This is a genomic window from Devosia sp. P3_B2, from assembly GCF_056402875.1.
The window spans coordinates 191,334-212,032 of record NZ_JBFUGO010000002.1; the positions used below are offsets into that span (position 1 = coordinate 191,334).

Annotated in this window: 21 protein-coding genes; 15 read left to right on the plus strand and 6 right to left on the minus strand. The window is 64.7% G+C overall.

Features of this window, described 5'->3' with window-relative positions:
* Positions 1-20 precede the first annotated feature (20 nt).
* The 4 genes from AC1DV8_RS03660 to AC1DV8_RS03675 are packed head-to-tail and all read left to right on the plus strand — an operon-like array spanning position 21 to position 4,236.
* On the plus strand, positions 21-1,022 hold the full coding sequence (locus AC1DV8_RS03660) for an ABC transporter ATP-binding protein (RefSeq protein WP_477156521.1): 1,002 nt from the start codon (positions 21-23) through the stop codon (positions 1,020-1,022).
* Positions 1,019-1,978: an ABC transporter permease gene (locus AC1DV8_RS03665; protein WP_477156522.1), complete on the plus strand. Its 960-nt coding sequence runs from the start codon at positions 1,019-1,021 to the stop codon at positions 1,976-1,978. Before AC1DV8_RS03660 ends, AC1DV8_RS03665 begins: the two co-directional genes overlap by 4 nt.
* Positions 1,968-2,783 carry an ABC transporter permease gene (locus AC1DV8_RS03670; protein WP_477156523.1) on the plus strand — a complete coding sequence of 272 codons (816 nt, stop codon included), beginning with the start codon at positions 1,968-1,970 and terminating at the stop codon, positions 2,781-2,783. Before AC1DV8_RS03665 ends, AC1DV8_RS03670 begins: the two co-directional genes overlap by 11 nt.
* A 25-nt stretch (positions 2,784-2,808) precedes the next feature.
* Positions 2,809-4,236, plus strand: a complete 1,428-nt coding sequence (locus AC1DV8_RS03675) for a gamma-aminobutyraldehyde dehydrogenase (RefSeq protein ID WP_477156524.1) — start codon at positions 2,809-2,811, stop codon at positions 4,234-4,236.
* A gap of 11 nt (positions 4,237-4,247) precedes the next feature.
* On the opposite strand, the gene AC1DV8_RS03680 is transcribed toward AC1DV8_RS03675, so the two are convergent.
* Positions 4,248-5,024 carry a FadR/GntR family transcriptional regulator gene (locus tag AC1DV8_RS03680; protein WP_477148701.1) on the minus strand — a complete coding sequence of 259 codons (777 nt, stop codon included), beginning with the start codon at positions 5,022-5,024 and terminating at the stop codon, positions 4,248-4,250.
* A gap of 392 nt (positions 5,025-5,416) precedes the next feature.
* On the opposite strand from AC1DV8_RS03680, the gene chvE reads away from it, so the two are divergent.
* The 5 genes from chvE to AC1DV8_RS03705 all read left to right on the plus strand — a co-directional run bounded on the left by chvE (position 5,417) and on the right by AC1DV8_RS03705 (position 10,411).
* Positions 5,417-6,466 (plus strand): multiple monosaccharide ABC transporter substrate-binding protein, encoded by a 1,050-nt coding sequence (gene chvE / locus AC1DV8_RS03685; protein WP_477149055.1) that lies wholly within the window; start codon positions 5,417-5,419, stop codon positions 6,464-6,466.
* A gap of 122 nt (positions 6,467-6,588) precedes the next feature.
* Positions 6,589-8,124 carry a multiple monosaccharide ABC transporter ATP-binding protein gene (mmsA, locus tag AC1DV8_RS03690; protein WP_477156525.1) on the plus strand — a complete coding sequence of 512 codons (1,536 nt, stop codon included), beginning with the start codon at positions 6,589-6,591 and terminating at the stop codon, positions 8,122-8,124.
* Positions 8,121-9,401, plus strand: a complete 1,281-nt coding sequence (mmsB, locus tag AC1DV8_RS03695; RefSeq protein ID WP_477148703.1) for a multiple monosaccharide ABC transporter permease — start codon at positions 8,121-8,123, stop codon at positions 9,399-9,401. Before mmsA ends, mmsB begins: the two co-directional genes overlap by 4 nt.
* Before the next feature lie 229 nt (positions 9,402-9,630).
* Positions 9,631-9,882, plus strand: a complete 252-nt coding sequence (locus AC1DV8_RS03700) for a GlsB/YeaQ/YmgE family stress response membrane protein (RefSeq protein ID WP_477156526.1) — start codon at positions 9,631-9,633, stop codon at positions 9,880-9,882.
* Between the two features lie 4 nt (positions 9,883-9,886).
* Positions 9,887-10,411, plus strand: coding sequence for a GNAT family N-acetyltransferase (locus AC1DV8_RS03705; protein WP_477156527.1), 525 nt, complete (start codon positions 9,887-9,889; stop codon positions 10,409-10,411).
* Between the two features lie 43 nt (positions 10,412-10,454).
* Here AC1DV8_RS03705 and AC1DV8_RS03710 read toward each other — a convergent pair whose 3' ends face one another.
* Entirely contained in the window at positions 10,455-12,248 is a 1,794-nt protein-coding gene (locus tag AC1DV8_RS03710) for a bifunctional metallophosphatase/5'-nucleotidase (RefSeq protein WP_477156528.1), read from the minus strand.
* A gap of 227 nt (positions 12,249-12,475) precedes the next feature.
* On the opposite strand from AC1DV8_RS03710, the gene AC1DV8_RS03715 reads away from it, so the two are divergent.
* The gene (locus tag AC1DV8_RS03715; protein ID WP_477156529.1) at positions 12,476-13,129 is read left to right on the plus strand and encodes a ThuA domain-containing protein; all 654 of its coding nucleotides are present in this window, start codon (positions 12,476-12,478) and stop codon (positions 13,127-13,129) included.
* Positions 13,130-13,132: 3 nt separating this feature from the next.
* Here AC1DV8_RS03715 and AC1DV8_RS03720 read toward each other — a convergent pair whose 3' ends face one another.
* Together AC1DV8_RS03720 and AC1DV8_RS03725 are read right to left on the minus strand one after the other, a co-directional pair.
* On the minus strand, positions 13,133-13,771 hold the full coding sequence (locus tag AC1DV8_RS03720; RefSeq protein WP_477148708.1) for an NrsF family protein: 639 nt from the start codon (positions 13,769-13,771) through the stop codon (positions 13,133-13,135).
* Positions 13,764-14,321: a sigma-70 family RNA polymerase sigma factor gene (locus tag AC1DV8_RS03725; RefSeq protein ID WP_477148709.1), complete on the minus strand. Its 558-nt coding sequence runs from the start codon at positions 14,319-14,321 to the stop codon at positions 13,764-13,766. Before AC1DV8_RS03725 ends, AC1DV8_RS03720 begins: the two co-directional genes overlap by 8 nt.
* Positions 14,322-14,473: 152 nt before the next feature.
* Between AC1DV8_RS03725 and AC1DV8_RS03730 the strand changes: the two genes are divergently transcribed.
* The 4 genes from AC1DV8_RS03730 to AC1DV8_RS03745 all read left to right on the plus strand — a co-directional run bounded on the left by AC1DV8_RS03730 (position 14,474) and on the right by AC1DV8_RS03745 (position 18,610).
* Positions 14,474-14,815 carry a pentapeptide MXKDX repeat protein gene (locus AC1DV8_RS03730; RefSeq protein ID WP_477148710.1) on the plus strand — a complete coding sequence of 114 codons (342 nt, stop codon included), beginning with the start codon at positions 14,474-14,476 and terminating at the stop codon, positions 14,813-14,815.
* An 89-nt stretch (positions 14,816-14,904) separates the two neighbouring features.
* Complete coding sequence (locus AC1DV8_RS03735; RefSeq protein ID WP_477156530.1) at positions 14,905-15,786, plus strand: cytochrome b/b6 domain-containing protein; 882 nt, start codon at positions 14,905-14,907, stop codon at positions 15,784-15,786.
* Complete coding sequence (locus AC1DV8_RS03740) at positions 15,779-16,576, plus strand: molybdopterin-dependent oxidoreductase (RefSeq protein ID WP_477156531.1); 798 nt, start codon at positions 15,779-15,781, stop codon at positions 16,574-16,576. The genes AC1DV8_RS03735 and AC1DV8_RS03740 overlap by 8 nt, the downstream gene beginning before the upstream one ends.
* Before the next feature lie 498 nt (positions 16,577-17,074).
* On the plus strand, positions 17,075-18,610 hold the full coding sequence (locus tag AC1DV8_RS03745) for a DEAD/DEAH box helicase (RefSeq protein WP_477156532.1): 1,536 nt from the start codon (positions 17,075-17,077) through the stop codon (positions 18,608-18,610).
* Between the two features lie 56 nt (positions 18,611-18,666).
* Here the strand turns inward: AC1DV8_RS03745 and AC1DV8_RS03750 are convergent, their stop codons facing one another.
* Positions 18,667-19,533, minus strand: coding sequence for an intradiol ring-cleavage dioxygenase (locus tag AC1DV8_RS03750; protein WP_477148714.1), 867 nt, complete (start codon positions 19,531-19,533; stop codon positions 18,667-18,669).
* Positions 19,534-19,877: 344 nt separating this feature from the next.
* Here AC1DV8_RS03750 and AC1DV8_RS03755 point away from each other — a divergent pair, with 344 nt between their 5' ends.
* Positions 19,878-20,012 carry a hypothetical protein gene (locus tag AC1DV8_RS03755; RefSeq protein ID WP_477148715.1) on the plus strand — a complete coding sequence of 45 codons (135 nt, stop codon included), beginning with the start codon at positions 19,878-19,880 and terminating at the stop codon, positions 20,010-20,012.
* A 23-nt stretch (positions 20,013-20,035) separates the two neighbouring features.
* On the opposite strand, the gene AC1DV8_RS03760 is transcribed toward AC1DV8_RS03755, so the two are convergent.
* Positions 20,036-20,659, minus strand: coding sequence for a nucleoside deaminase (locus AC1DV8_RS03760; protein WP_477148716.1), 624 nt, complete (start codon positions 20,657-20,659; stop codon positions 20,036-20,038).
* Positions 20,660-20,699 lie beyond the last annotated feature (40 nt).

Sequence of the window (20,699 nt, forward strand, 5' to 3'; positions counted from 1 at the left end):
ACGCGAAAGTTGCCACACGCATGACATCGGCCGTTTCCCTCCAGACCGTCTCTCGCCATTTCGGGGCGGTCAAAGCACTCGACGAGGTCGATCTCGAGGTCGGGGAAGGGGAGTTCTTTGCCATGCTCGGCCCTTCTGGATCGGGCAAGACCACCTGCCTCAGGCTGATTGCCGGCTTCGAGCAGCCGACATTGGGCCAGGTCCGTATCTTCGGCGATGCGGTGGAAGGCGTGCCGCCCTACAGGCGCAACGTCAACACAGTGTTCCAGGACTACGCGCTGTTCCCGCACATGAACGTGCGGGAGAACGTCGAATTCTCGCTGATGCTGCGCAAGGTCGACAAGGCAACGCGGGCCCGGGAGGCCGAGGCGGCACTGGAACTGGTGAAGCTCGGCGGCTATGGCGACCGGCGGCCGGGGCAATTGTCCGGCGGGCAGCGACAACGCGTGGCGCTGGCCCGGGCCATCGTCAACAAGCCCAAGGTGCTGCTGCTCGACGAGCCGCTTGGGGCGCTCGACCTGAAGCTGCGCGAGCAGATGCAGGAAGAGTTGAAAGCGCTGCAGAAGACGCTCGGCATCACCTTCATCTTCGTCACCCATGACCAGGGTGAGGCGCTGTCGATGGCCGACCGGGTGGCAGTGTTCAATTTCGGCAAGCTGATCCAGGTGGGGACGCCCGAGGAGATCTATCGACAACCGAACTCGCGCTTCGTCGCCGATTTCGTCGGTTCGTCGAACGTGCTCGGGCCCGAGTTCGTGCAGGCCATCGCCGGCGAGCGGCGCTGGGCGTCGCTGCGACCGGAGGCGATCCATGTCATCCGGGCCGATGGCGGCCAGAATGCGCTGACCGGCACGGTCACGGCGCGATCGTATCTCGGTGCGACCACCCGGCTTGCGGTCGATCTCAACGGCACGCTGCTGCATGCGGTCGTTCCGTCCACCGACGATCTGCCGACTGAGGGGGAACGGGTCACCATCGGCTTCGCCAAGGATGCGCTGCACCTGATGGAGAACGCCGGATGAGTGTGGTCGCCGCCACCGCTTCGGGTGCCATCCTCAGCAACCAGCGGGGCTGGCTCGGCTCGCTCAGCGACCGGTTCTGGCGCCAGCCGAAGCTGTTCGTCTTCCTGCTGTTGCTGCCGGCGCTGCTGTGGCTCGGCATTGTTTACATCGGCTCGCTGTTCGCGCTGCTGCTGCAGAGCTTCTTCTCGATCGACGAGTTCTCGGGGCTGATCAACTACGAATTCACGCTCAAGACATATGCCGAGCTGCTCAAGCCCCAGAACCTCGACGTGATCCTCCGCACGGTGATCATGGCCTCCGCCGTCACCGTCGCCTCGGCGCTGATCGCCTTTCCCATTGCCTACATGGCGGCGCGCTATGCACGGGGGAAATGGAAGGCGCTGTTCTACCTCGGCATCATGCTGCCGCTGTGGGCCAGCTACCTGGTGAAGGTCTATGCGTGGAAACTGATCCTCGCGAAGGAAGGCATCCTCAACTGGGTGTTCGCGCAGTTGCACCTGACCTGGCTGCTGGACGCCTGGCTTTCGCTGCCGGTGATCGGCGGCAATTCACTCTCGATCAGCTACACCGGCACCTTCATCGTCTTCCTCTATGTGTGGATGCCCTACATGATCCTGCCGATCCAGGCGGCAATCGAGCGGGTGCCGACCAATCTCCTCGATGCCTCGTCCGATCTCGGCGCGACGCCGATGCAGACGTTCTGGAAGGTGATCTTCCCGCTGGCGCTGCCCGGCATCGTCGCCGGCTCGATCTTCACGTTTTCGCTGACGCTGGGCGACTACATCATCCCGCAGATCATCGGTACGTCCGCGTTCTTCATCGGCCAGGCGGTGTACGCGCACCAGGGCACGGCGGGGAACATTCCGCTGGCCGCCGCCTTCACGGTGGTGCCGATCGTGATCATGGGACTGTATCTGTGGATGGCCAAGCGCATGGGGGCGTTCGATGCGCTCTGATGTGGCTCGCGCACCGTGGGGCCTGAAGCTCGCCGCAGCGGCAGGGCTGTTCTTCATGCTGGTGCCGATTGCGTTGATCTTCCTTTATGCCTTCTCGTCGGAGGAGCGGACCTACCAGTGGCCGCCGCCGGGGCTGACGCTCAAGTGGTTCGAGGTGACGTGGAACCGGCCAGACGTCTGGCAGGCGTTGACGCTGTCGGTACAGGTGGCATCGATCTCGACGCTGATAGCGCTGGTGCTGGGAACGCTCTGTGCCGCGGCGGTGTCGGGCACCCGGTTCTTCGGACGAGAGACGATCTCGCTGCTGGTGATCCTGCCGATCGCGCTGCCCGGCATCATCACCGGTATCTCTCTGCGGTCGGCGTTCAGCCTGATGGAGATTCCGTTCTCGTTCTGGACGATCGTCCTCGGCCACGCGACCTTCTGCATCGTCGTGGTCTACAACAACGCCGTCGCCCGCTTCCGGCGGACATCGGGCTCGATGATCGAGGCGGCGATGGATCTCGGCGCGGACAAGTTCCAGACCTTCCGCCACATCATCCTGCCCAATATTGGCACTGCGCTGCTGGCGGGCGGCATGCTGGCCTTCGCGCTCAGCTTCGACGAGGTGATCGTCACCACCTTCACCGCCGGCCAGCAGCAGACGCTGCCGATCTGGATGCTCGAGGAACTGGTGCGGCCGCGGCAGCGCCCGGTGACCAACGTGGTCGCCATGGTGGTGGTGATCGTGACGCTGCTGCCGATCCTGCTCGCGTTCTACTTCAGCCGTGGCGGCGACCAGACCGTCGCCGGTATGGGCAAATGACCCAATTCGTTCGGGAGAGAGACTAATGAATACCGAGATGCTGATCGGCTCGCGCTTCGAGGCGGGGACGGAAACCGAGGAGCAGGTGCTCAATCCCAGGACCGGGGAACTGATCAAGGGTATCCCGGAAGCCTCAGAGAGCCAGATCAACGCAGCGGTGCTGGCTGCCGAGAAGGCGTTTGTGACCTGGTCACGGACGACGCCCGGGCAGCGCTCGAACTACCTGCTGCGGATCGCGCAGGCGATCGAGGACGATGCCGATGGCTTCGCGGCGCTCGAGGCGCTGAACTGCGGCAAGCCGATCAATGCGGTGAAGAACGACGAGATCCCGGCGATCGTCGATTGCTGGCGGTTCTTCGCCGGCGCGGTGCGCAACATGCAGGGCTCGATCGCCGGGGAATATCTGCCTGGCCACACCTCGATGGTACGGCGCGATCCGATCGGCATCGTCGGCTCGATCGCGCCGTGGAACTACCCGCTGATGATGATGGCGTGGAAGCTGGCGCCGGCGATCGCAGGCGGCAACACGGTGGTCTACAAGCCATCCGAGCAGACGCCGCTGACGGCGCTGAAGCTGGCGAAGGTGTTCGCCGACGTGCTGCCGGAAGGCGTGGTCAATGTCATCCTCGGGCGCGGCGAGAGCGTCGGCAACGCGCTGATCAACCACCCCAAGATCAACATGATCTCGATCACCGGCGACGTCGCGACCGGCAAGAAGGTGCTGCAGGCGGCGGCCAAGTCGGTCAAGCGCACGCATCTTGAGCTCGGCGGCAAGGCGCCGGTGATCGTCTACGACGACGCGGACATCGAGGCGGTGGTGAGCGGGCTCAAGGCCTTCGGCTACTACAATGCCGGGCAGGACTGCACGGCGGCGTGTCGGATCTACGCCGGGCCAAAGATCCACGACAAGCTGGTGGCGGACCTCAGTTCGGCAGTCAACTCGATCAAGTACAACCAGCAGGACGATACGCTCAACGAGATCGGGCCGCTGATTTCGAAGCGGCAGCGCGATCGTGTGGCGAGCTTTGTCGAGCGGGCGTCGGAGCTGCCGCATATCAAGATCACCGCCGGCGGCCATGTGTCCGGCGACCGGGGGTTCTTCTACGAGCCGACAGTGATTGCCGGGGCGTTGCAGCAGGACGAGATCGTGCGGCGCGAAGTGTTCGGGCCGGTAGTGTCGATCACCCGCTTCACCGACCCCGAGGATGCCATCGCCTGGGCCAACGACAGCGACTACGGCCTCGCCTCATCGGTGTGGACCAAGGATATCTCGAAGGCGATGCAGACGGCGGCGCGGCTGCAGTATGGCTGCACCTGGATCAACACCCACTTCATGCTGGTCAACGAGATGCCGCATGGCGGGCTGAAACAGTCGGGCTACGGGAAAGACATGTCGGTCTACGCGCTGGAGGACTACACGGCCGTCCGGCACGTGATGATCAACCACGGCTGACGGCCGGCGCCCTAAAGCGCGGGCGCCGTGGCGTTGCCGCTGGCGAGATGCGAGCGGATATCGAGTTCCGTGCTCTTGAGATGGCCCCGCATGGCTTCGACGGCGCCGCGCTGGTTGCCGGCGCGGATGGCGTCGAGGATTCCCTGGTGGGCGTTCAGCGTTTCCTCGCGGCCGGCGTAGCGGAGGGTCTGGCCACGACGGCTCATGACGAAGCTCTCCCGCAGTGGCTGCGCCATGGCCTCGAAGATGAAGGCGATGACCCGGTTGCCGCTGGCGGTGGCGATGGCCTCGTGGAACTGCAGGTCCCACTCGTGGAATCGCGCTTCCCCCTCGGCATTGGCGCCGTTGGCCGCATCGGCAGCGGCGAGGCGCATGCCCAGCATGGCGCCCTCGATGGCCTGGACACCGGCGCGGCTGACACGCTTGGCGGCGAGGCCCGCGGCAAGGGTCTCCATGGCCATGCGAAGCTCGATGAGGTCGAACAGGCCCTTCGGGTCGTTGCGGACGATCGACACCAGCAGCCCGGCAAAGACCGAGCTGTCCGGCTCGCGCACCACGGCGCGGCGGCCGCGGCCGATATCCAGCAGTCCCCGGCCGACCAACATCTTGACGGCTTCGCGGATCGTCAGCCGGCTCACCGCAAAGCGGGCGGCGAGGTCTGCTTCGCTTGGAATGCTGGCGCCGGGGGCGAAATCCTGAAGCACGATATCGGCCAGGGCATTGGCGACGTTCTCCGCCGCCGTCGATGCATGTTCCTCTCGGCCGACGTTGCCGTCACTGCTTGCCATGCCCCTAGACCTATCTGATATGTTTTCATCAGCGACGCGAATGTTCTCTTCGCTGCCGCCGTGCTCCTCGGGGCGAAGATGTAGCGTCAACGGGAGGTGTGGAGCAAGGTCCGGCGCGCAACTAGTATGTCAGTTCGGCGGCGCTCGCCGGACATCTTTACACTGGTATCTGATTACTCTAGGTTCCGGCCGCGCGTTGGAGGACGTGCGAACGCCTTGGCAGCAGGGCGTTTGGGAGGCTTCGACTGGTCGGGCGAGACGGTATTGCCGTGCGTAGCTCAAGACCCGATGAATGACCTCCATCCAAATCCTCCCCACGCCGGCTGGTCCGGCAGTGGCTCCAACACAACGGTTTACCCGGGAGGAAACCAGTGAAAGCCTTGAAACTTCTTATGACCGCCGTGACGGTTGGCGCGATCGCGCTCACCGGTTCGGTGTTTGCCCAGGACAAGGGCGCCATCGGCATCGCGATGCCGACCCAGTCGTCGCTGCGCTGGATTTCAGACGGCAACGAGCTGAAGGCCGCGCTCGAGGCGAAGGGCTACAGCGTCGACCTGCAGTATGCCGAGGACGACATCCCGAATCAGCTCGCCCAGATCGAGAACATGGTGACCAAGGGCGTGAAGGCCCTCGTCATCGCTTCGATCGACGGCACGACGCTCTCGGCCGTGCTGCAGCAGGCTGCCGATGCCGGCATCAAGGTCGTCGCGTATGACCGCCTGATCCGCGACAGCGGCAACGTCGACTACTACACCACCTTCGACAACTTCCAGGTCGGCGTCCTCCAGGCCAATTCCCTCGTGAAGGGCCTCAAGGAGCGCTTCCCGGACGTGAAGCCGTGGAACGTCGAGCTGTTCGGCGGTTCGCCGGACGACAACAACGCCTTCTTCTTCTATGACGGCGCGATGTCGGTGCTGCAGCCGCTGATCGACGACGGCTCGATCGTGATCAAGTCCGGCCAGACTGGCATGGACAAGGTCGGTACGCTCCGTTGGGACGGCGCCGTGGCGCAGGCCCGCATGGACAACATCCTGTCGGCCAACTACTCGGACGGCACCGTGGTGCACGGCGTTCTCGCCCCGTATGACGGGCTGAGCCGCGGTATCATCTCGTCGCTGCGCGGCGTTGGCTATGGTTCTGCCGATCAGCCGTGGCCGATCGTCACCGGCCAGGACGCCGAGACCCCGTCGGTCAAGGCGATCATCGCCGGCGAGCAGTACTCGACCGTGTTCAAGGACACCCGCGAACTGGCCAAGACCACTGCCGGCCTCGTCGACACCGTCCTCACCGGCGGTACCCCGGAAGGCCTCGACACCAAGACCTATGACAATGGCGTCAAGGTCGTGCCGTCGATCCTGCTGGTTCCGCATGACGTGGACGTCACCAACTACGAGGCTCTCGTTGTTGGTTCGGGCTACATCAAGGCCGAAGACCTGAAGTAATCCAGGTATTCCGGAGGGGCCTCGCGGCAGCGCGAGGCCCTTTCGCCATTCTACTCACATGAAGTAAATATCCAGGGGTCTGCGGCGCCACCCGAGCGACCGGACCCAGCTGAAGGACTGCTATGACCGACACCATCCTGGAGATGCGGAACATCACCAAGACCTTCCCCGGTGTGAAGGCGCTCCAGAACGTCAATCTCGATGTCAGGGCCGGTGAGATCCACGCCATCGTGGGCGAAAACGGCGCCGGCAAGTCGACGCTGATGAAGGTGCTCTCCGGCGTCTATCCGCATGGCAGCTACGAAGGCCAGATCATCTATGAAGGCCACGAGTGCCAGTTCAAATCGATCCGCGACAGCGAGCACAAGCGCATCGTGATCATTCACCAGGAGCTGGCCCTGGTGCCGCTTCTGTCGATCGCGGAGAACATCTATCTCGGTAATGAGCAATCCCATGCGGGCGTGATCGACTGGGATGAAACCCGCGAGGGCGCTCGCAAGCTGCTGCGCAAGGTCGGCCTCAATGAGGATCCAGACACGCTGATCACCAATATCGGCGTCGGCAAGCAGCAGCTGGTCGAGATCGCCAAGGCCTTGTCGAAGGAGGTGAAGCTCCTGATCCTCGACGAGCCGACGGCGAGCCTTTCCGAGAAGGACAGCGAGGCGCTGCTCAACCTGCTGCTCGAGTTCAAGAACCAGGGCATCTCCTGCATCCTCATCTCGCACAAGCTCAACGAGGTTTCGAAGGTCTCGGACCGGATCACGGTGATCCGCGACGGCCACAGCATCGAGACGCTGAACAAGGACCAGATCACCGAGGACCGCATCATCACGCTGATGGTCGGCCGCTCGCTCGAGGACCGCTATCCCCCCCGTGCGCCACACGTTGGCGATGTGGTGCTCGAGGTGAAGAACTGGTCGGTCTATCATCCGCAGCACCGCGACCGGCAGGTGATCAAGAACATCGACCTCAACATCCGCAAGGGGGAGGTCGTCGGGATCGCCGGGCTGATGGGCTCGGGCCGCACCGAGTTCGCGATGAGCCTGTTCGGCAAGTCGTACGGCCAGAAGATCACCGGCGAGGTGTTCCTCAACGGCAAGAAGATCGACACCTCGACGGTCGAGAAGGCCGTGGCGCACGGCATCGCCTATGCCACCGAGGATCGCAAGACCTTTGGGCTCAACCTCATCGACCACATCAAGCACAACACGACGATCGCCAACCTGGTCGGCGTGTCGCGCTGGGGCGTCATCGATGACCTGGCCGAGCTCGACGTGGCCAACGACTATCGCAAGAAGACCAACATCCGGTCCTCCAGCGTCTACCAGGTGACGGGGAACCTCTCCGGCGGCAACCAGCAGAAGGTTGTGCTGTCGAAGTGGCTGTTCGCCAACCCGGACGTGCTGATCCTCGACGAGCCGACCCGCGGCATCGACGTCGGGGCCAAGTACGAAATCTACACCATCATCAATCAACTGGCCGCGCAGGGTAAGGCAATCCTCGTCATCTCGTCGGAGATGCCGGAACTGCTGGGCATCACGGACCGCGTCTACGTGATGAACGAAGGGCGGATGGTCGGCGAGATGCCGACCAGTGAAGCCAGCCAGGAAAAGATCATGCGCGCCATCGTTCGCGCCGAAGGAAAAGCAGCATCATGACCACAGAAACCGCATCGCAGGCGGCGGCAGCGCCGACCGAGGCCGGCAAGACCCAGGAACTCACGATCTGGGGGGCGCTGCAGGCCAATATCCGTGATTACGGCCTGCTGCTGGTGCTCATCCTCATCATGCTGTTCTTCCAGTGGACGACGGACGGCACGCTGTTCAAGCCGGTGAACCTCACCAACATCGTGCTGCAGAATAGCTACATCATCGTGATGGCGCTGGGCATGCTGCTGGTGATCGTCGCCGGCCACATCGACCTGTCGGTCGGCTCGGTATCGGGCTTCATCGGCGCGCTCGCCGCGATGCTGATGATCGGCTGGAAGTTCCCGCCGGAGTTGGCTTTCCTCGCCAATCCGATCGTCGCTGGCATCATCTGCATGGTGATCGGCGCGGCCATCGGGGCAGTACAGGGCTGGCTGATCGCCTATTACCGCATCCCAAGCTTCATCGTGACCCTCGCGGGCATGCTGATCTTCAAGGGCCTGTCGCTCGCCATTCTGGCCGGCAAATCGGTGGGTCCGTTCCCGGCCGAGTTCCAGTTGCTGTCGGCGGGGTTCATTCCCGACTTCATCGGCAAGATCACGCTGGTCCCCGCCAGCGAAGGCGTGCAGCCGCTGGCGCTGCACGGCGCGACCCTGGTGCTGGGCATCATTGGCGTCGTCGCCATGGTGCTGCTGTCGCTGCGCGGGCGAGCCCGCCGCAAGGCACGCGGCTACGAGTCGGAGCCGTTCGCGCTGTTCGTGATCAAGAACGTGGTGATCGCCGCGCTCGTGCTGTTCTTCACCTACATGCTCGCGTCCTACAAAGGCCTGCCGAACGTGCTGGTGGTGATGGCCCTCCTGATCGGGCTGTTCGTCTTCATCACCAAGCGGCTGACCTTCGGTCGTCGCATCTATGCCATCGGCGGTAACCTCAAGGCGGCGGCCCTGTCGGGTATCAAGACCGAGCGGCTGACCTTCTACGTGTTCGCCATTATGGGGGCGCTGGCGGCGCTCGCCGGCATGATCTATGCAGCGCGCCTCAACTCGGCGACGCCGAAGGCAGGGCAGGGGCTCGAGCTCGACGTGATCGCGGCGGTGTTCATCGGCGGTGCGTCGGCGCTGGGCGGCGTTGGCCAGGTGGCGGGAGCCGTCATCGGCGCCTTCATCATGGGCGTGATGAACAACGGCATGTCGATCCTGGGCGTCAACATCGACTGGCAGCAGATGATCAAGGGCATCGTGCTGCTCGCTGCGGTGTTCTTCGACCTCTACAATAAGAACAAGGCCTGACCACCAGGCCTATCGATCGTCGCGAAGGCAGAAGCCCGGGTCCCACGGAGGTGGTGTCCGGGCTTTCTCTTGCCTGCTCCAAAGCCCGTGTCGGTCAGTGCGGCGGAGGACTATACTGACGCTCGCTCGATTTCTTCCGGCAGCTCGGCTGGATCTGAAAGCTCCAGCGTCGCCATTGCAACCCAACCGCCTCGGGTCCATTTATGAAACCGAGGAATCGGAGGGGCTTATGGGCATTCTGGGCGCCATCATTATCGGGTTTATTACCGGCGTCATCGCCAAGCTGATTACGCCGGGAGACCCGAAGCCGCGTGGCTTCATCCTGACCACGGTGCTCGGCATCGTCGGCGCCTTGCTCGCGACGTATCTGGGACAGGCGATCGGCTGGTACCGGGCCGGTGAAGCAGCGGGCTTCTTCGGCGCGATCCTCGGCTCGATCATCGTACTGCTGATCTGGCGCCAGCTGGCGCGGCCGCGCTAACGCCATGGACATCCCAACCATCGAGACCGAGCGCTTGATCCTGCGCGGCTATACGCCGGCGGATTTCGACGCCTTCGCCGCCATGTGGGCGGATCCCGACGTGGTGCATTTCATCGGCGGACGGACGTTTACGCGCGAGCAATCGTGGCAACGCTTCCTGACGCGGGCCGGCGGCTGGCAGCATCTGGGCTTCGGGTTCTTCGCGACGTTCGAGAAGGAATCCGGGCAGCTCGTAGGTGAGGCCGGCTTTCACGAGGCGCGCCGCATCATCGAGCCACCGCTTGAGGGCACACTCGAAGCCGGCTGGGCGCTGATGCCGTCGGCGCAGGGCTGGGGTTATGCCACCGAGGCGATGCAGGCTGCCATCAGCTGGGCCGAAGCAAGGTTCCCGGGCCGGCGGATGACCTGCCTGATCAATGTCGACAACCTCGCTTCGATGCGGGTGGCCGGACGGCTCGGCTTCAAGGAGTTCGCGCGGACGATCTACGCCGATGACAAGGTCGTGCTGTTCGAGCGCCAGGTGAAATGAAAAGGGCGCCCCGAGAGGCGCCCTTTCACAGTCAGTGACGTGCTTACTGCGCTGCTGGAGCAGCCGGCGCCGGAGCGGTTGCCGGGGCTTCCATCGCAGGAGCTTCCATCGCAGGTGCCTCGGCGGGAGCGGCAGGAGCCGCTGCCGGAGCTTCCGTCGCAGCGGGGGCCGCAGGGGCCTCGGCCGGAGCGGGCTCGGCCGCCGGAGCGGGCTCGGGCGCCGGGGCCGGCGAGGCATCGGTGATGCGGCCGTCGGTGTAGGGCGTGTAGGCGCCGCCGAGCTTGGCGATGTAGTCGGCCACGACCTTCTCGAGCGGCGGTCCGAAGTCGTAGGCGTTGATGGCGTTCTTGCCGAACAGCTCGTAGCCGTCACCACCGCCGCGCACGTAGTTATTGGTCACGATGCCGTAGGTCTTGGCGGGGTCGATCGGCACCCAGTTGTCGCCGTCCTTGACCAGCACGTCGCTGATACGCGAGCCGGCGGGCTTGGACTTGTCGAAGGTGTACTTGAGACCCGCGACCTGCGGGAAGCGGCCAGCGACTTCCTCGATCTGGCTGGCACCATTCTCCAGCGAGGCGACGAGGTCGGCGCCAGTGAGCTGGAAGGTCGCGAGCGTGTTCGAGAACGGCAGCACCGTGAGCACTTCGCCCATGGTGATCTCGCCGGCGTCGATGGAGGCACGTAGGCCGCCCGAGTTGGCAATCGAGATGGTGATGCCCTGGTCGGCGACCCGATCGAGCTGTGCGTCGGCGACAAGGTTGCCCATCGAGCACTCGGAAACGCGGCAGACGTCGCGGTTGCCTTCGATCGGGGCGGTGGCGGTGCCGATGACTTCGGCCTTCAGGGCCTCGAGCGGCTTGCCGAGTTCTGCTACGCGGTCGAGGAAGCCCTGGTCGGGCTTCACCGAGGCATCGAGCAGGATCGGCGCGCCGGTGGCGGAGACAACCTTGCCGGCATCGTCCCAGGTAACCTTGAGTTCGCCCAGCACCTTGCCGTACTGGCCGGCCTGGACGATCGGAACGTCGACGCCATCGGGGTTCTTGACGATGGTGGGGTAGGGGCCCGCCTCGCCTTTGCCGGTGCCGAGGAAAGTGTGGCTGTGGCCGCCCACGATCACGTCGACGCCGGAGACGGCCGCGGCCAGGTCCTGGTCGACCTTGTAGCCGATGTGGCTGACCACCACGATCTTGTTGATCCCGGCGGCTTCCAGTGCGCCGACGGCGCCCTTGACGTACTCGGTGACGCTTTCGAAGGCGACGTTGGTGCCGGGGGAGGAGATATCGGGCGTATCAACAGTGGTGGCGCCAATCACGCCGACCTTCTCGCCGCCGATGTTGAGGACGATCACGCCCTTGGGCAGGCCCTTGAGGTCCGGGTCCTTGGTGGTGTCGAAGTTGCCGCCGATGATCGGGAACTTGGCAGAGGCGATGAACTTGGCGAACTCGGCCGGGCCATCATCGAACTCGTGGTTGCCGGTGGCCACCACGTCGAAGCCCATGTCGTTCATGAAGTTGGCGACGATCTCGGACTTGTACTGGGTGTAGAACAGCGAGCCCTGGAACTCGTCACCGGCGGAGAACAGCACGACGTTCTCGCCGGCCGCCTTGGCCTCGTCGCGCTTGGCGTCGATCTCGGTCTTCAGGCGGGCAATACCGCCGAAGCACTCGCCCTTGGTCTCGCCCTCGGCGTTGCAGGTCGAGTCCGTCCCGGTGATCGATTCGAAGCGGGAGTGGAAATCGTTGATGTGGAGGATGGTGAGGGAGAAATCGGCAAAGGCCGCACCGGAAAAACCGGCAGTGAGTGCCAGCGCCGAGGCGCCGAACAATAGCTTCTTCATATCCCTGTCCTTTCGTGGCGGTCCGATTGGCCCGGACCCTTTTCCCACCGCTTTGCAACGCCGGTGTAACAGCGCAGGCGCCCCTTCCTTGTGCCACCTGCAACTCCAGTGGAGCCGGGAGTTAACAACAGATCATCGGACAGCGGAAGGGCGTGGCGCGGCGCTTTTGGGCTTCCATGAACGGCCGGTTCGGTTACTCTCCGCCCGCTTTATGCGGGGAGTCGACTATGCGTAGTGCCTTGATCGTCTGGGGTGGGTGGAACGGGCATGACCCAGAGGAATGCGCCGCAATCTACCGGCGCTGGCTGCACGAGGACGGCTACTCGGTGCGGGTCGAAACCGACCTCGCGGTATTCGCCGACCCGGCGATCCATGAGCTGAGCCTGATCATACCGATCTACACCATGAGCAAGATCGAGAAGGAGCCGCTCAGCAATCTCGTCAAAGCCATCGAAGGTGGCGTCGGGCTCGCCGGGCACCATGGCGGGATGAGCGATGCGTTCCGCGATGCGGTCGACTACCAGTTCGTGGTCGGCGGACAGTGGGTGGCGCACCCGGGCAATATCATCGACTACATGGTGGACGTGACCAAGCCCGATGACCCGATCATGCAGGGCATCCCGGCCTCGTTCCCCTACACGTCCGAGCAGTACTACATGCACATGGACCCCTCGGTCGAAGTGCTGGCAACGACGACCTTCTCGGGCCAGCACGCCGCCTGGACCAAGGGCGTGGTGATGCCGGTGGTGTGGAAGCGGCAGTACGGCGCCGGCAAGGTGTTCCACTCGACGCTGGGGCACCAGGCCAAGGAGTTCGAGAACCCGCAGATGGCGACGATCCTGCGTCGCGGCATCAACTGGGCGGCACGCGACGAGGGCTGAGCCCTACCAGCGCAGCGCGAACCGGCCGATCGCTGCGCCGAGGAAGGCGGCGGCGAGGATGCCGGTGGTGTACCAGATGGTGATGAAGGGCAGGCCGCTTTCGCCGCAGTGGAAGGCGTAGACCCAGGTGGCGGCGGCGCCCGCCATCAGGCCTGCCGCGAAGCCGGCGAGGGTCAGGTTGGTGGGCGCGAAGCGGCGCATCACCAGGACAGTCACCGCGTAGATGGGCACTGATAGCGCGACGATGTAGACCGGACAGATCAGCGCCGTGCCGCCCATCACCAGCGGTCTCATCATTTCGGGCCCGCTCATCATCATCTGGACGATACCGGCAATGCCGGTCAGCGCGACGAGCGCGAAGATGCCGAGCAGCGGCAGGCGCAAGCTGCCGCCAGGGCGGGACAGGCGTTCGGCGGCCCAGAAGGCAAGCAGCGCGAAGATCAGCGTGAAGGCGAACTTGGCCCAGAAGGTCGGGTTGGCGTAGGCGGTGGCGATATCCGGGCGGAGCCCGAGCCACGGCACCATCACCGCGGCGGCGACGATGGCGCCGATGACGCCGGCTAAGGCGAGCCGGCGCTTCAGGGCATTGCGCGGCACCGGCGTGGTGTCGGCGACCAGCCGATCGATCAGGTCGTCACTCATCGGCGCGCCCTCCGAACCGTGCGGCCAGCGACTTCAGGCCGCGATGGATCGAGACCTTCACCGCGGACTCCGACATGCCGGTGCGCGCCGCCGCTTCGGCGATGGAGGCGCCTTCAAGCCGCACCTGGCGGATCAGTTCGGCCGGACGCGCGGGGATAGTTGAGAGCGCCGCTTCGACATCCATGCGGGCGGTGACGTCGCCGGTCTCATCGTTCGCGAAGATCGCGGCGTCGTCCTCGAGCGGCACAGTGGCGCGCAGCTTGTTGCGGCGGAAATGGTCGATCAGCTTGTAGCGCGCGATGGCGTGCACCCAGGCCGTCAGCGGCTGGTTGCGATCATAGGTCAGCCGTCGCGTGTGGATGGCCATCAGGGTTTCCTGCACCAGGTCGTCGCCATTGGCGGCGAGCGCGGGGTTGAGCCGGCGTGCGAAGTAGGAACGCAAGGTCCGGCGCAGTTCTTCGAGCAGCACCCGGTAGGCGTTCGCGTCGCCGTCGAGCGCCTTGAGCATCAGCGCGCGGAGCCGCGCTTCCATGTTCGAGGTGACGCTCATTGAACCCTGAATTCGGTGGATACGGAGGAAAGGTTACACCGCGTCGCGAAGTCTGTCGCGTGGTCACGAACGCGTGATGGCGTAACCTCCTCTAGCAGTGCCGCGAATTGCTCCCTGTAACCGCCGCATGAGCGGCCAACGGGAGACTTCGTATGAAAACCATCCTTTCCGCCCTCGCCCTTGCGGCCGCTCTGGGCTTTGCGGGCAATGTCGCCGCCGAGGACGCCATGGCGACGCCGATGGCAAGCGACGCGATGGCCGCCGAACCGATGGCGGGTGACGCCATGGCCGCCGATCCCATGGCGATGACCCCCGCCGAGATGCTGAAGGCCTGCCTCGAGAAGGCCAGCATGGAAGCCGACGCGATGAAGAAGGACGAGGCCACCAAGGCCTGCAACGTCGCCCCGATGGCAGGCGACGCCATGGCTCCCGCACCGGGCGACGCGATGGCTGCCGAACCGATGGCGGACGGGGCGATGGCTCCGGCGCAATAAACTATCCGTGATAGGCTGCAATCGCTCCCCGAACTGCCGTTCCTACGTGGGCAGGCGGGGAGCGACGCCGCGACACCACCGGGGGAACGATGACCGACCAGGCAATCGACAGAGTTGAGGTCGCACGAGAGGCGAAGCCGAAGGGCCCGCTGATCTACCGGCAGGCGATACTGACGCGCATCACCCACTGGGTGTGGGCGATCGCGATGTTCTTCCTGTTGCTCTCTGGGCTGCAGATCTGGAACGCCCATCCGGCGCTTTATTTCGGCCAGCAATCCGGCTTCGAGTTCGACAACGCAATCCTCAGGATCGGAGCGGAGAACACCGATACGGGGCCGCGCGGCTTCACCACGGTGTTCGGCCAGAAGTTCGATACCACCGGGGTGCTCGGGATGAGCGGCACCGAGGCACAGCCGAACTTCATCGGCTTTCCCGAATGGGCCACGATCCCGTCGTTCCGCGATCTCGCGACCGGCCGGGTGGTGCATTTCTTCTTCGTCTGGGTGTTCCTCGGCGCGATCGGCATCTGGCTGATCTCGAGCCTCTTCAACGGACATTTGTGGCGCGACATCATCCTGAAGCCGCGCGATTTCCGCGAGTTGCCCAGGGATATCTGGCAGCACGTCACGTTCAAGTTTCACCACGGGCGCAGCTACACGCCGCTGCAGAAGGTCGCCTATTTCGGGGTGTTCCTCGTGCTGTTCCCGCTGATCATCCTCACCGGACTGTCGATGTCGCCGACGATGAATGCTGGCTGGCCCTGGCTGGTCGAGCTGTTCGGCGGGCGGCAGACGGCGCGGACCATCCACTTCATCGTGATGGTTTTGCTCGTGCTGTTTTTCGTCGTCCACATCGTAATGGTGGTGCTGGCGGGACCGATCAACGAGTTGCGCTCGATGATCACGGGCTACTACCGCACCAGCCCGGGCACCGAACCCGACAAGCAGAAGGGCAACAAGTCCAATGGCTAACCTGATCCTCAATCGCCGCCGGCTGATCGGGCTCGGCGCGGCCTCCGGCGCTTCGCTGGTGCTTGCCGGCTGCGACCAGTTCGATTTTCTCGGGCAGCGCAACGATCCGGTGCGCGACTTCCTCGAGCGGGCCAACAGCCTGACCTATGGGGCGCAGCGCGCGCTGGTGGGCGACCAGGCGCTGGCCAAGGAGTTCTCGGAGAGCGAGATCCGGCAGGGGCAGCGGCCGAACGGCTCAACCGATCCGCGCTCCGGTATCGAGGAGTACCGCAACCTCGAGGCGACCGGCTTTGCCGCCTACAAGCTGAAGATCACCGGCCTGGTGGAGACGCCGAAGGAGTATTCGCTGGCCGAACTGCAGAACATGCCGTCGCGCACGCAGATTACCCGGCACGACTGCGTCGAGGGCTGGAGCTGCATCGCCAAGTGGACCGGCGTGCCGCTGAGCCGGCTGCTCGACGAGGCCAGGGTGAAGCCGGGCGCCAAGTTCATCGTCTACCACTGCTACGACCAGATGGGCGGCGGCCTATCCAAGCCCGAGGCCTACTACGAGAGCTCCGACCTGATCGACGCGTTCCATCCGCAGACGATCGCGGCGTATGGGCTCAACGGCGGCAAGCTGCCGGTCGCCAACGGCGCGCCGCTTCGCATCCGCATCGAGCGGGCGCTGGGCTACAAGCAGCCGAAATACGTGCACACGATCGAACTGGTGGACGGGTTCTCGCAGTACGGCCTGGGGCAGGGCGGCTACTGGGAGGATCATGGGTATGACTGGTATGGCGGGATTTAGGTCGCGCTGACTGAGCGCTGGAGCGAGGCGCACCCCACCCTCACTCCCTCCCCACAAGGGGGAGGGAGGCCGATTGAGTTCACAGGAGCATCAGTCGTCTCCCTCCCCTCGACGGGGAGGGATCAAGGGTGGGGTGGGCCACTCGCGCCGGCCTGAATCGGTTGCCCCGCATAGCTCCCCTGCGCACCCGTTTCCCGTTTTCCCTTGCCAATCCGCGCTTTATCCCCCATATGCGCACCATTCGCCCCGCCCAGTTGTCCCCGTGAAGGGGATTTGGCGCGATGATGGCGATGGACTTCTCTTCTTACTGGCCAAAACGGTGAGCGGCGAAGTGCCCCGGAAATGTCCCCCGCAACGATAGCGGGAACACCGGGAGACAGCGCAACCGTGCGGCAATCCCGTCGCCATTGCATCTATCGATCACGCCGAGCCCGAAACGGGTCTCCGGCGACCCTCGCGCACCGATTGGCCCGGAGCGCGCCAATGAAAGTTTGACCATTGACCAATACATTCGCAGAACTCGGCCTTTCGGCGCAGCTCGTCAGCGCGCTTACGGCTGCCGGGTTCACCACGCCGACGCCGATCCAGGCGAAAGCCATTCCGCCGCAGCTCGAGCGCCGTGACATCATGGGCATCGCCCAGACCGGTTCGGGCAAGACCGCAGCGTTCGGCCTGCCGATCCTTGCTGGCCTCGCCCAGCTTGGTGGCCGTGCCAACCCGATGACGACCCGCGCGCTGATTCTCGCGCCGACCCGCGAACTGGCGGTGCAGATCGACGAAGTGCTGCACAAGCTGGCGGGCTCGAAGCTCTCCACCGTGCTGGTGCTCGGCGGCGCCTCGCGCGGCGGACAGATCCAAAAGATCGCCCGCGGCGTCGATGTTGTGATCGCGACGCCGGGCCGTCTCAAGGACCTGGTCGACGACCGCAAGCTGAAGCTCAACGAGACCCGTTGGCTGGTGCTGGACGAAGCCGACCGCATGCTCGACATGGGCTTCATCAACGCCGTCAAGGAAATCGCACGGGCCATCGGCCCGCGTCGCCAGACCGCAATGTTCTCGGCCACGATGGCGCCCGAGATCGCCGAGCTGGCCAAGGGCCTGCTGAACGACCCGGTGCGTGTTGAAGCCAACCCGGCGGCGCAGACCGTCGGCACCATCGATCAGCGGGTGATCCTCGCCGGCTCGAAGGAAAAGCGCATGGTGCTCAACGACCTGTTGAAGGACGAGAGCCTCAGCCGCGTCATCATCTTTTCGCGCACCAAGCACGGTGCCGATCGCGTCACCAAGAACCTCGAGATCGACGGCCATCAGGCCGCGGCGATCCACGGCAACAAGTCGAACAATGCCCGCCAGGCCGCCCTCAAGGGCTTTGCCACCGGCAATGTGCGCATTCTCGTCGCCACCGACATCGCGGCCCGCGGCATCGACGTGCAGAACATCTCGCACGTGATCAATTACGAGCTGCCGGACGATCCTGAGAACTACGTGCACCGTATCGGCCGCACGGCGCGTAACGGCGCCTCGGGCTTTGCGATCACGCTCTGCGACGGCACCGAGCGCGGCAAGCTGCGCGATGTCGAGCGGCTGATCCGCAAGACTTTGCCGACCACCGGCGAGCTCAAGGGCAATGGCGGCGAAGTTATCGACGCGGCCAAGGTTCGCGCCCAGCGCCAGGCCCCGCGCCCGCAGGCCCCGCGTCCGGATGGCCAGCGCAAGCAGGCCAATGCGGGCCGGCATTTCTCCGGCGCCAAGAAGGCGGCGATCGTCGATGGCCGCAAGCGTACCAATGGCGAGGGGCATGCTCACGCCCCCAGCGCCAGCCACGCTGCCTCCGGTGGCAACGCACAGCAGGTGCGCGGTGGTGCCGGCACCGGCAGCAATGTCTCGCGCAATGGCGGCGCCGCGCCGACCGCGACCGGTTGGTGGGAAAAGCCGACGGGGCAGGGCACGCCCGCTCCCAAGCAGCGCTGGAACAAGAAGCAGAAGGACGCCGGCAAGCAGCGCCGCACCGAAGGCGAACGCGCAGCGGGCTAAGTCCCCGGCGCATTGCCAAAAGTATCAGGGGCGGTCCAGTGGGCCGCCCCTTTGCTTTATCGGATGCCGGTCACGCCCGGTACGAGGCTGACGCTGGTTTCGGTCGACGGTGCGCTCATCGCTCCGTCGGCCGGCGCGCCATCGGGCGGCGGGCCGCTCGGAGGTTCGCCACCTGCGCCGCCCGGCGCGCCGCCGAAGCCGGTCGAGGACTCGGCCGTGGGGTCGACGCCGACGATCATGGCGACGAGGTAGCGCTCCTCCAGTTCCTTCACATAGGCGAAGGAGGCGCGGGTGGCCTGGCTGGCGATGTTGTCGTTGGCGTTGAGCGTGTCGCGATCGTGACCGTGCGAGGTGTAGGGCTCGACGTTCTGGTAGAGGAACTGGCTCAGGGCATCGGGGAAGAACAGCTGGCCAGTGAGCACGGTCTTGTCGTCGAGGAAGACTTTGAAGTGGATGTGGGTGGTGCGGCCGGCGTACCAGCCCGGGTAGATAGTCTGGAACTCGACGATGCCGCTGGCGCTGGCGAATTGGGTGCCGCGCAGGAACGTCTGGCCCGTGGTGTCGACACCGCCGGTCTGGTTGGCATAGCCCGAGTAGAGCCCCTCGGCATTGCAGTGCCAGATATCGACGCGGGCGCCTTCGATGGGCTTGCAGCTGCCGTCGACGACCTGCAGGCGCACGGTCGTGGCGACCCCCTTCTGCGTGCCCTCGGTGATATCGGCGCGCTCTAGCGACGGGTCGAAATAATAGGGCCCTTCGGTCACTTCCGGCGTCAGCACGCAGACATCGGCGCCGGGCATCAGGCCGGTGGTGGTTTCGGCGCTGGCTTCCTGGGCAAAGGCCTTCTGGCTCATCAGCGCCCCACCGGCGGCGGTGACGGCGACGAGGCGCAGGGCATCACGGCGGTTCAATGGAGTGGGCATCGATCGTCTCCGTTTGGGTACGAACCCGATGTAGGAGGGGGCCGGGCGATCCCTGCGTTACAAGTTGGAGAGCTGCATTAAGTCTTCGAAATGTGGCGGAAGCGGTCATTTCTGAACGCCAGCTAAATGCCCAATTCCGGGAACGTTCAACCGCACCGCCGCATTATTGCCCTCAAGATGAACCGCTGGCCGAGAGGCCGCATCGCCCCAGGGGGCCCAAATGCTGAAGCTCACTCTCGTTGCAATGTTCGTGATGTCGATGGCGACGCTCACCATCGCCGCCTCCGCACTGCCGGTCGAAGTGGCCCCGGTCACCCAGCTCGCGGATCTCGGCTGAGGTCGAGATGACCACCGATCGGGAGCACGGCCGTACCCGCCGGGCCACCATGAACAGCACCACCCAGATCCTGCTGCTTGTCCTGTTCGCCACGGCGCTCGCCGTGCTGGCTTTCGCCGCTGCGAGCGTTGTGCTGGTCTGAGCTCTAGCTCAGCACACTGAGCCTCAGCTCAGCGGGATGCCCTTGTTTCCCTTGTCCCTCTGATAGACGGCCGAGAGGTCGTTGTAGGCGGCGTTGAGATCATCGACGCGCGCCACCAGCCGCTCCTTCGATGAACGGTCGAGGCCGGCGATCATCTGCTGGATGTCGTGGCTCTGAAAGAACGCGTTCTTGCGATTGTAGAGCGGGCGGTCCTCGGGGACGTAGTCGCGGTCCGGGTCCGGCACGGCGTAGACTTCCCTTAGAATGCGGATGTCGTGCGGGATGCCGAAACTGTCGCGCGTATCCTCGTAGCTGAACAGATAATAGAAATTGTCGAAGCCGGACCAGGTAATGCCCGAGAGGCAGAGCGAGCAGGGCTCGTGCGTGGCGAGGAACAGGCAGTCCTGTGGCGCGGGGCGCTGGTCGGCTGGCAGCTCGTAGAAGCGCTTGATGGCGTGCATTTCGCCGTGCCAGAGCGGGTTCTCGGTCTCGTTATTGGTCTCGCCGACGACCAGCGACAGGTCGGATTTCCTGAGGATCGCCGCGCCGAACAGCTTGTTGCCGCCGCCGACGCCGCGCTTGGTCAGCGGCAGCAGGTCGAGCTCGATGACGTCGAGCAGGCGGGAAATCAGGTCGGGCGTATGCATGCGGGTCTCCGGTTCGATGCCTCGAACCTGTCGAGAGCGG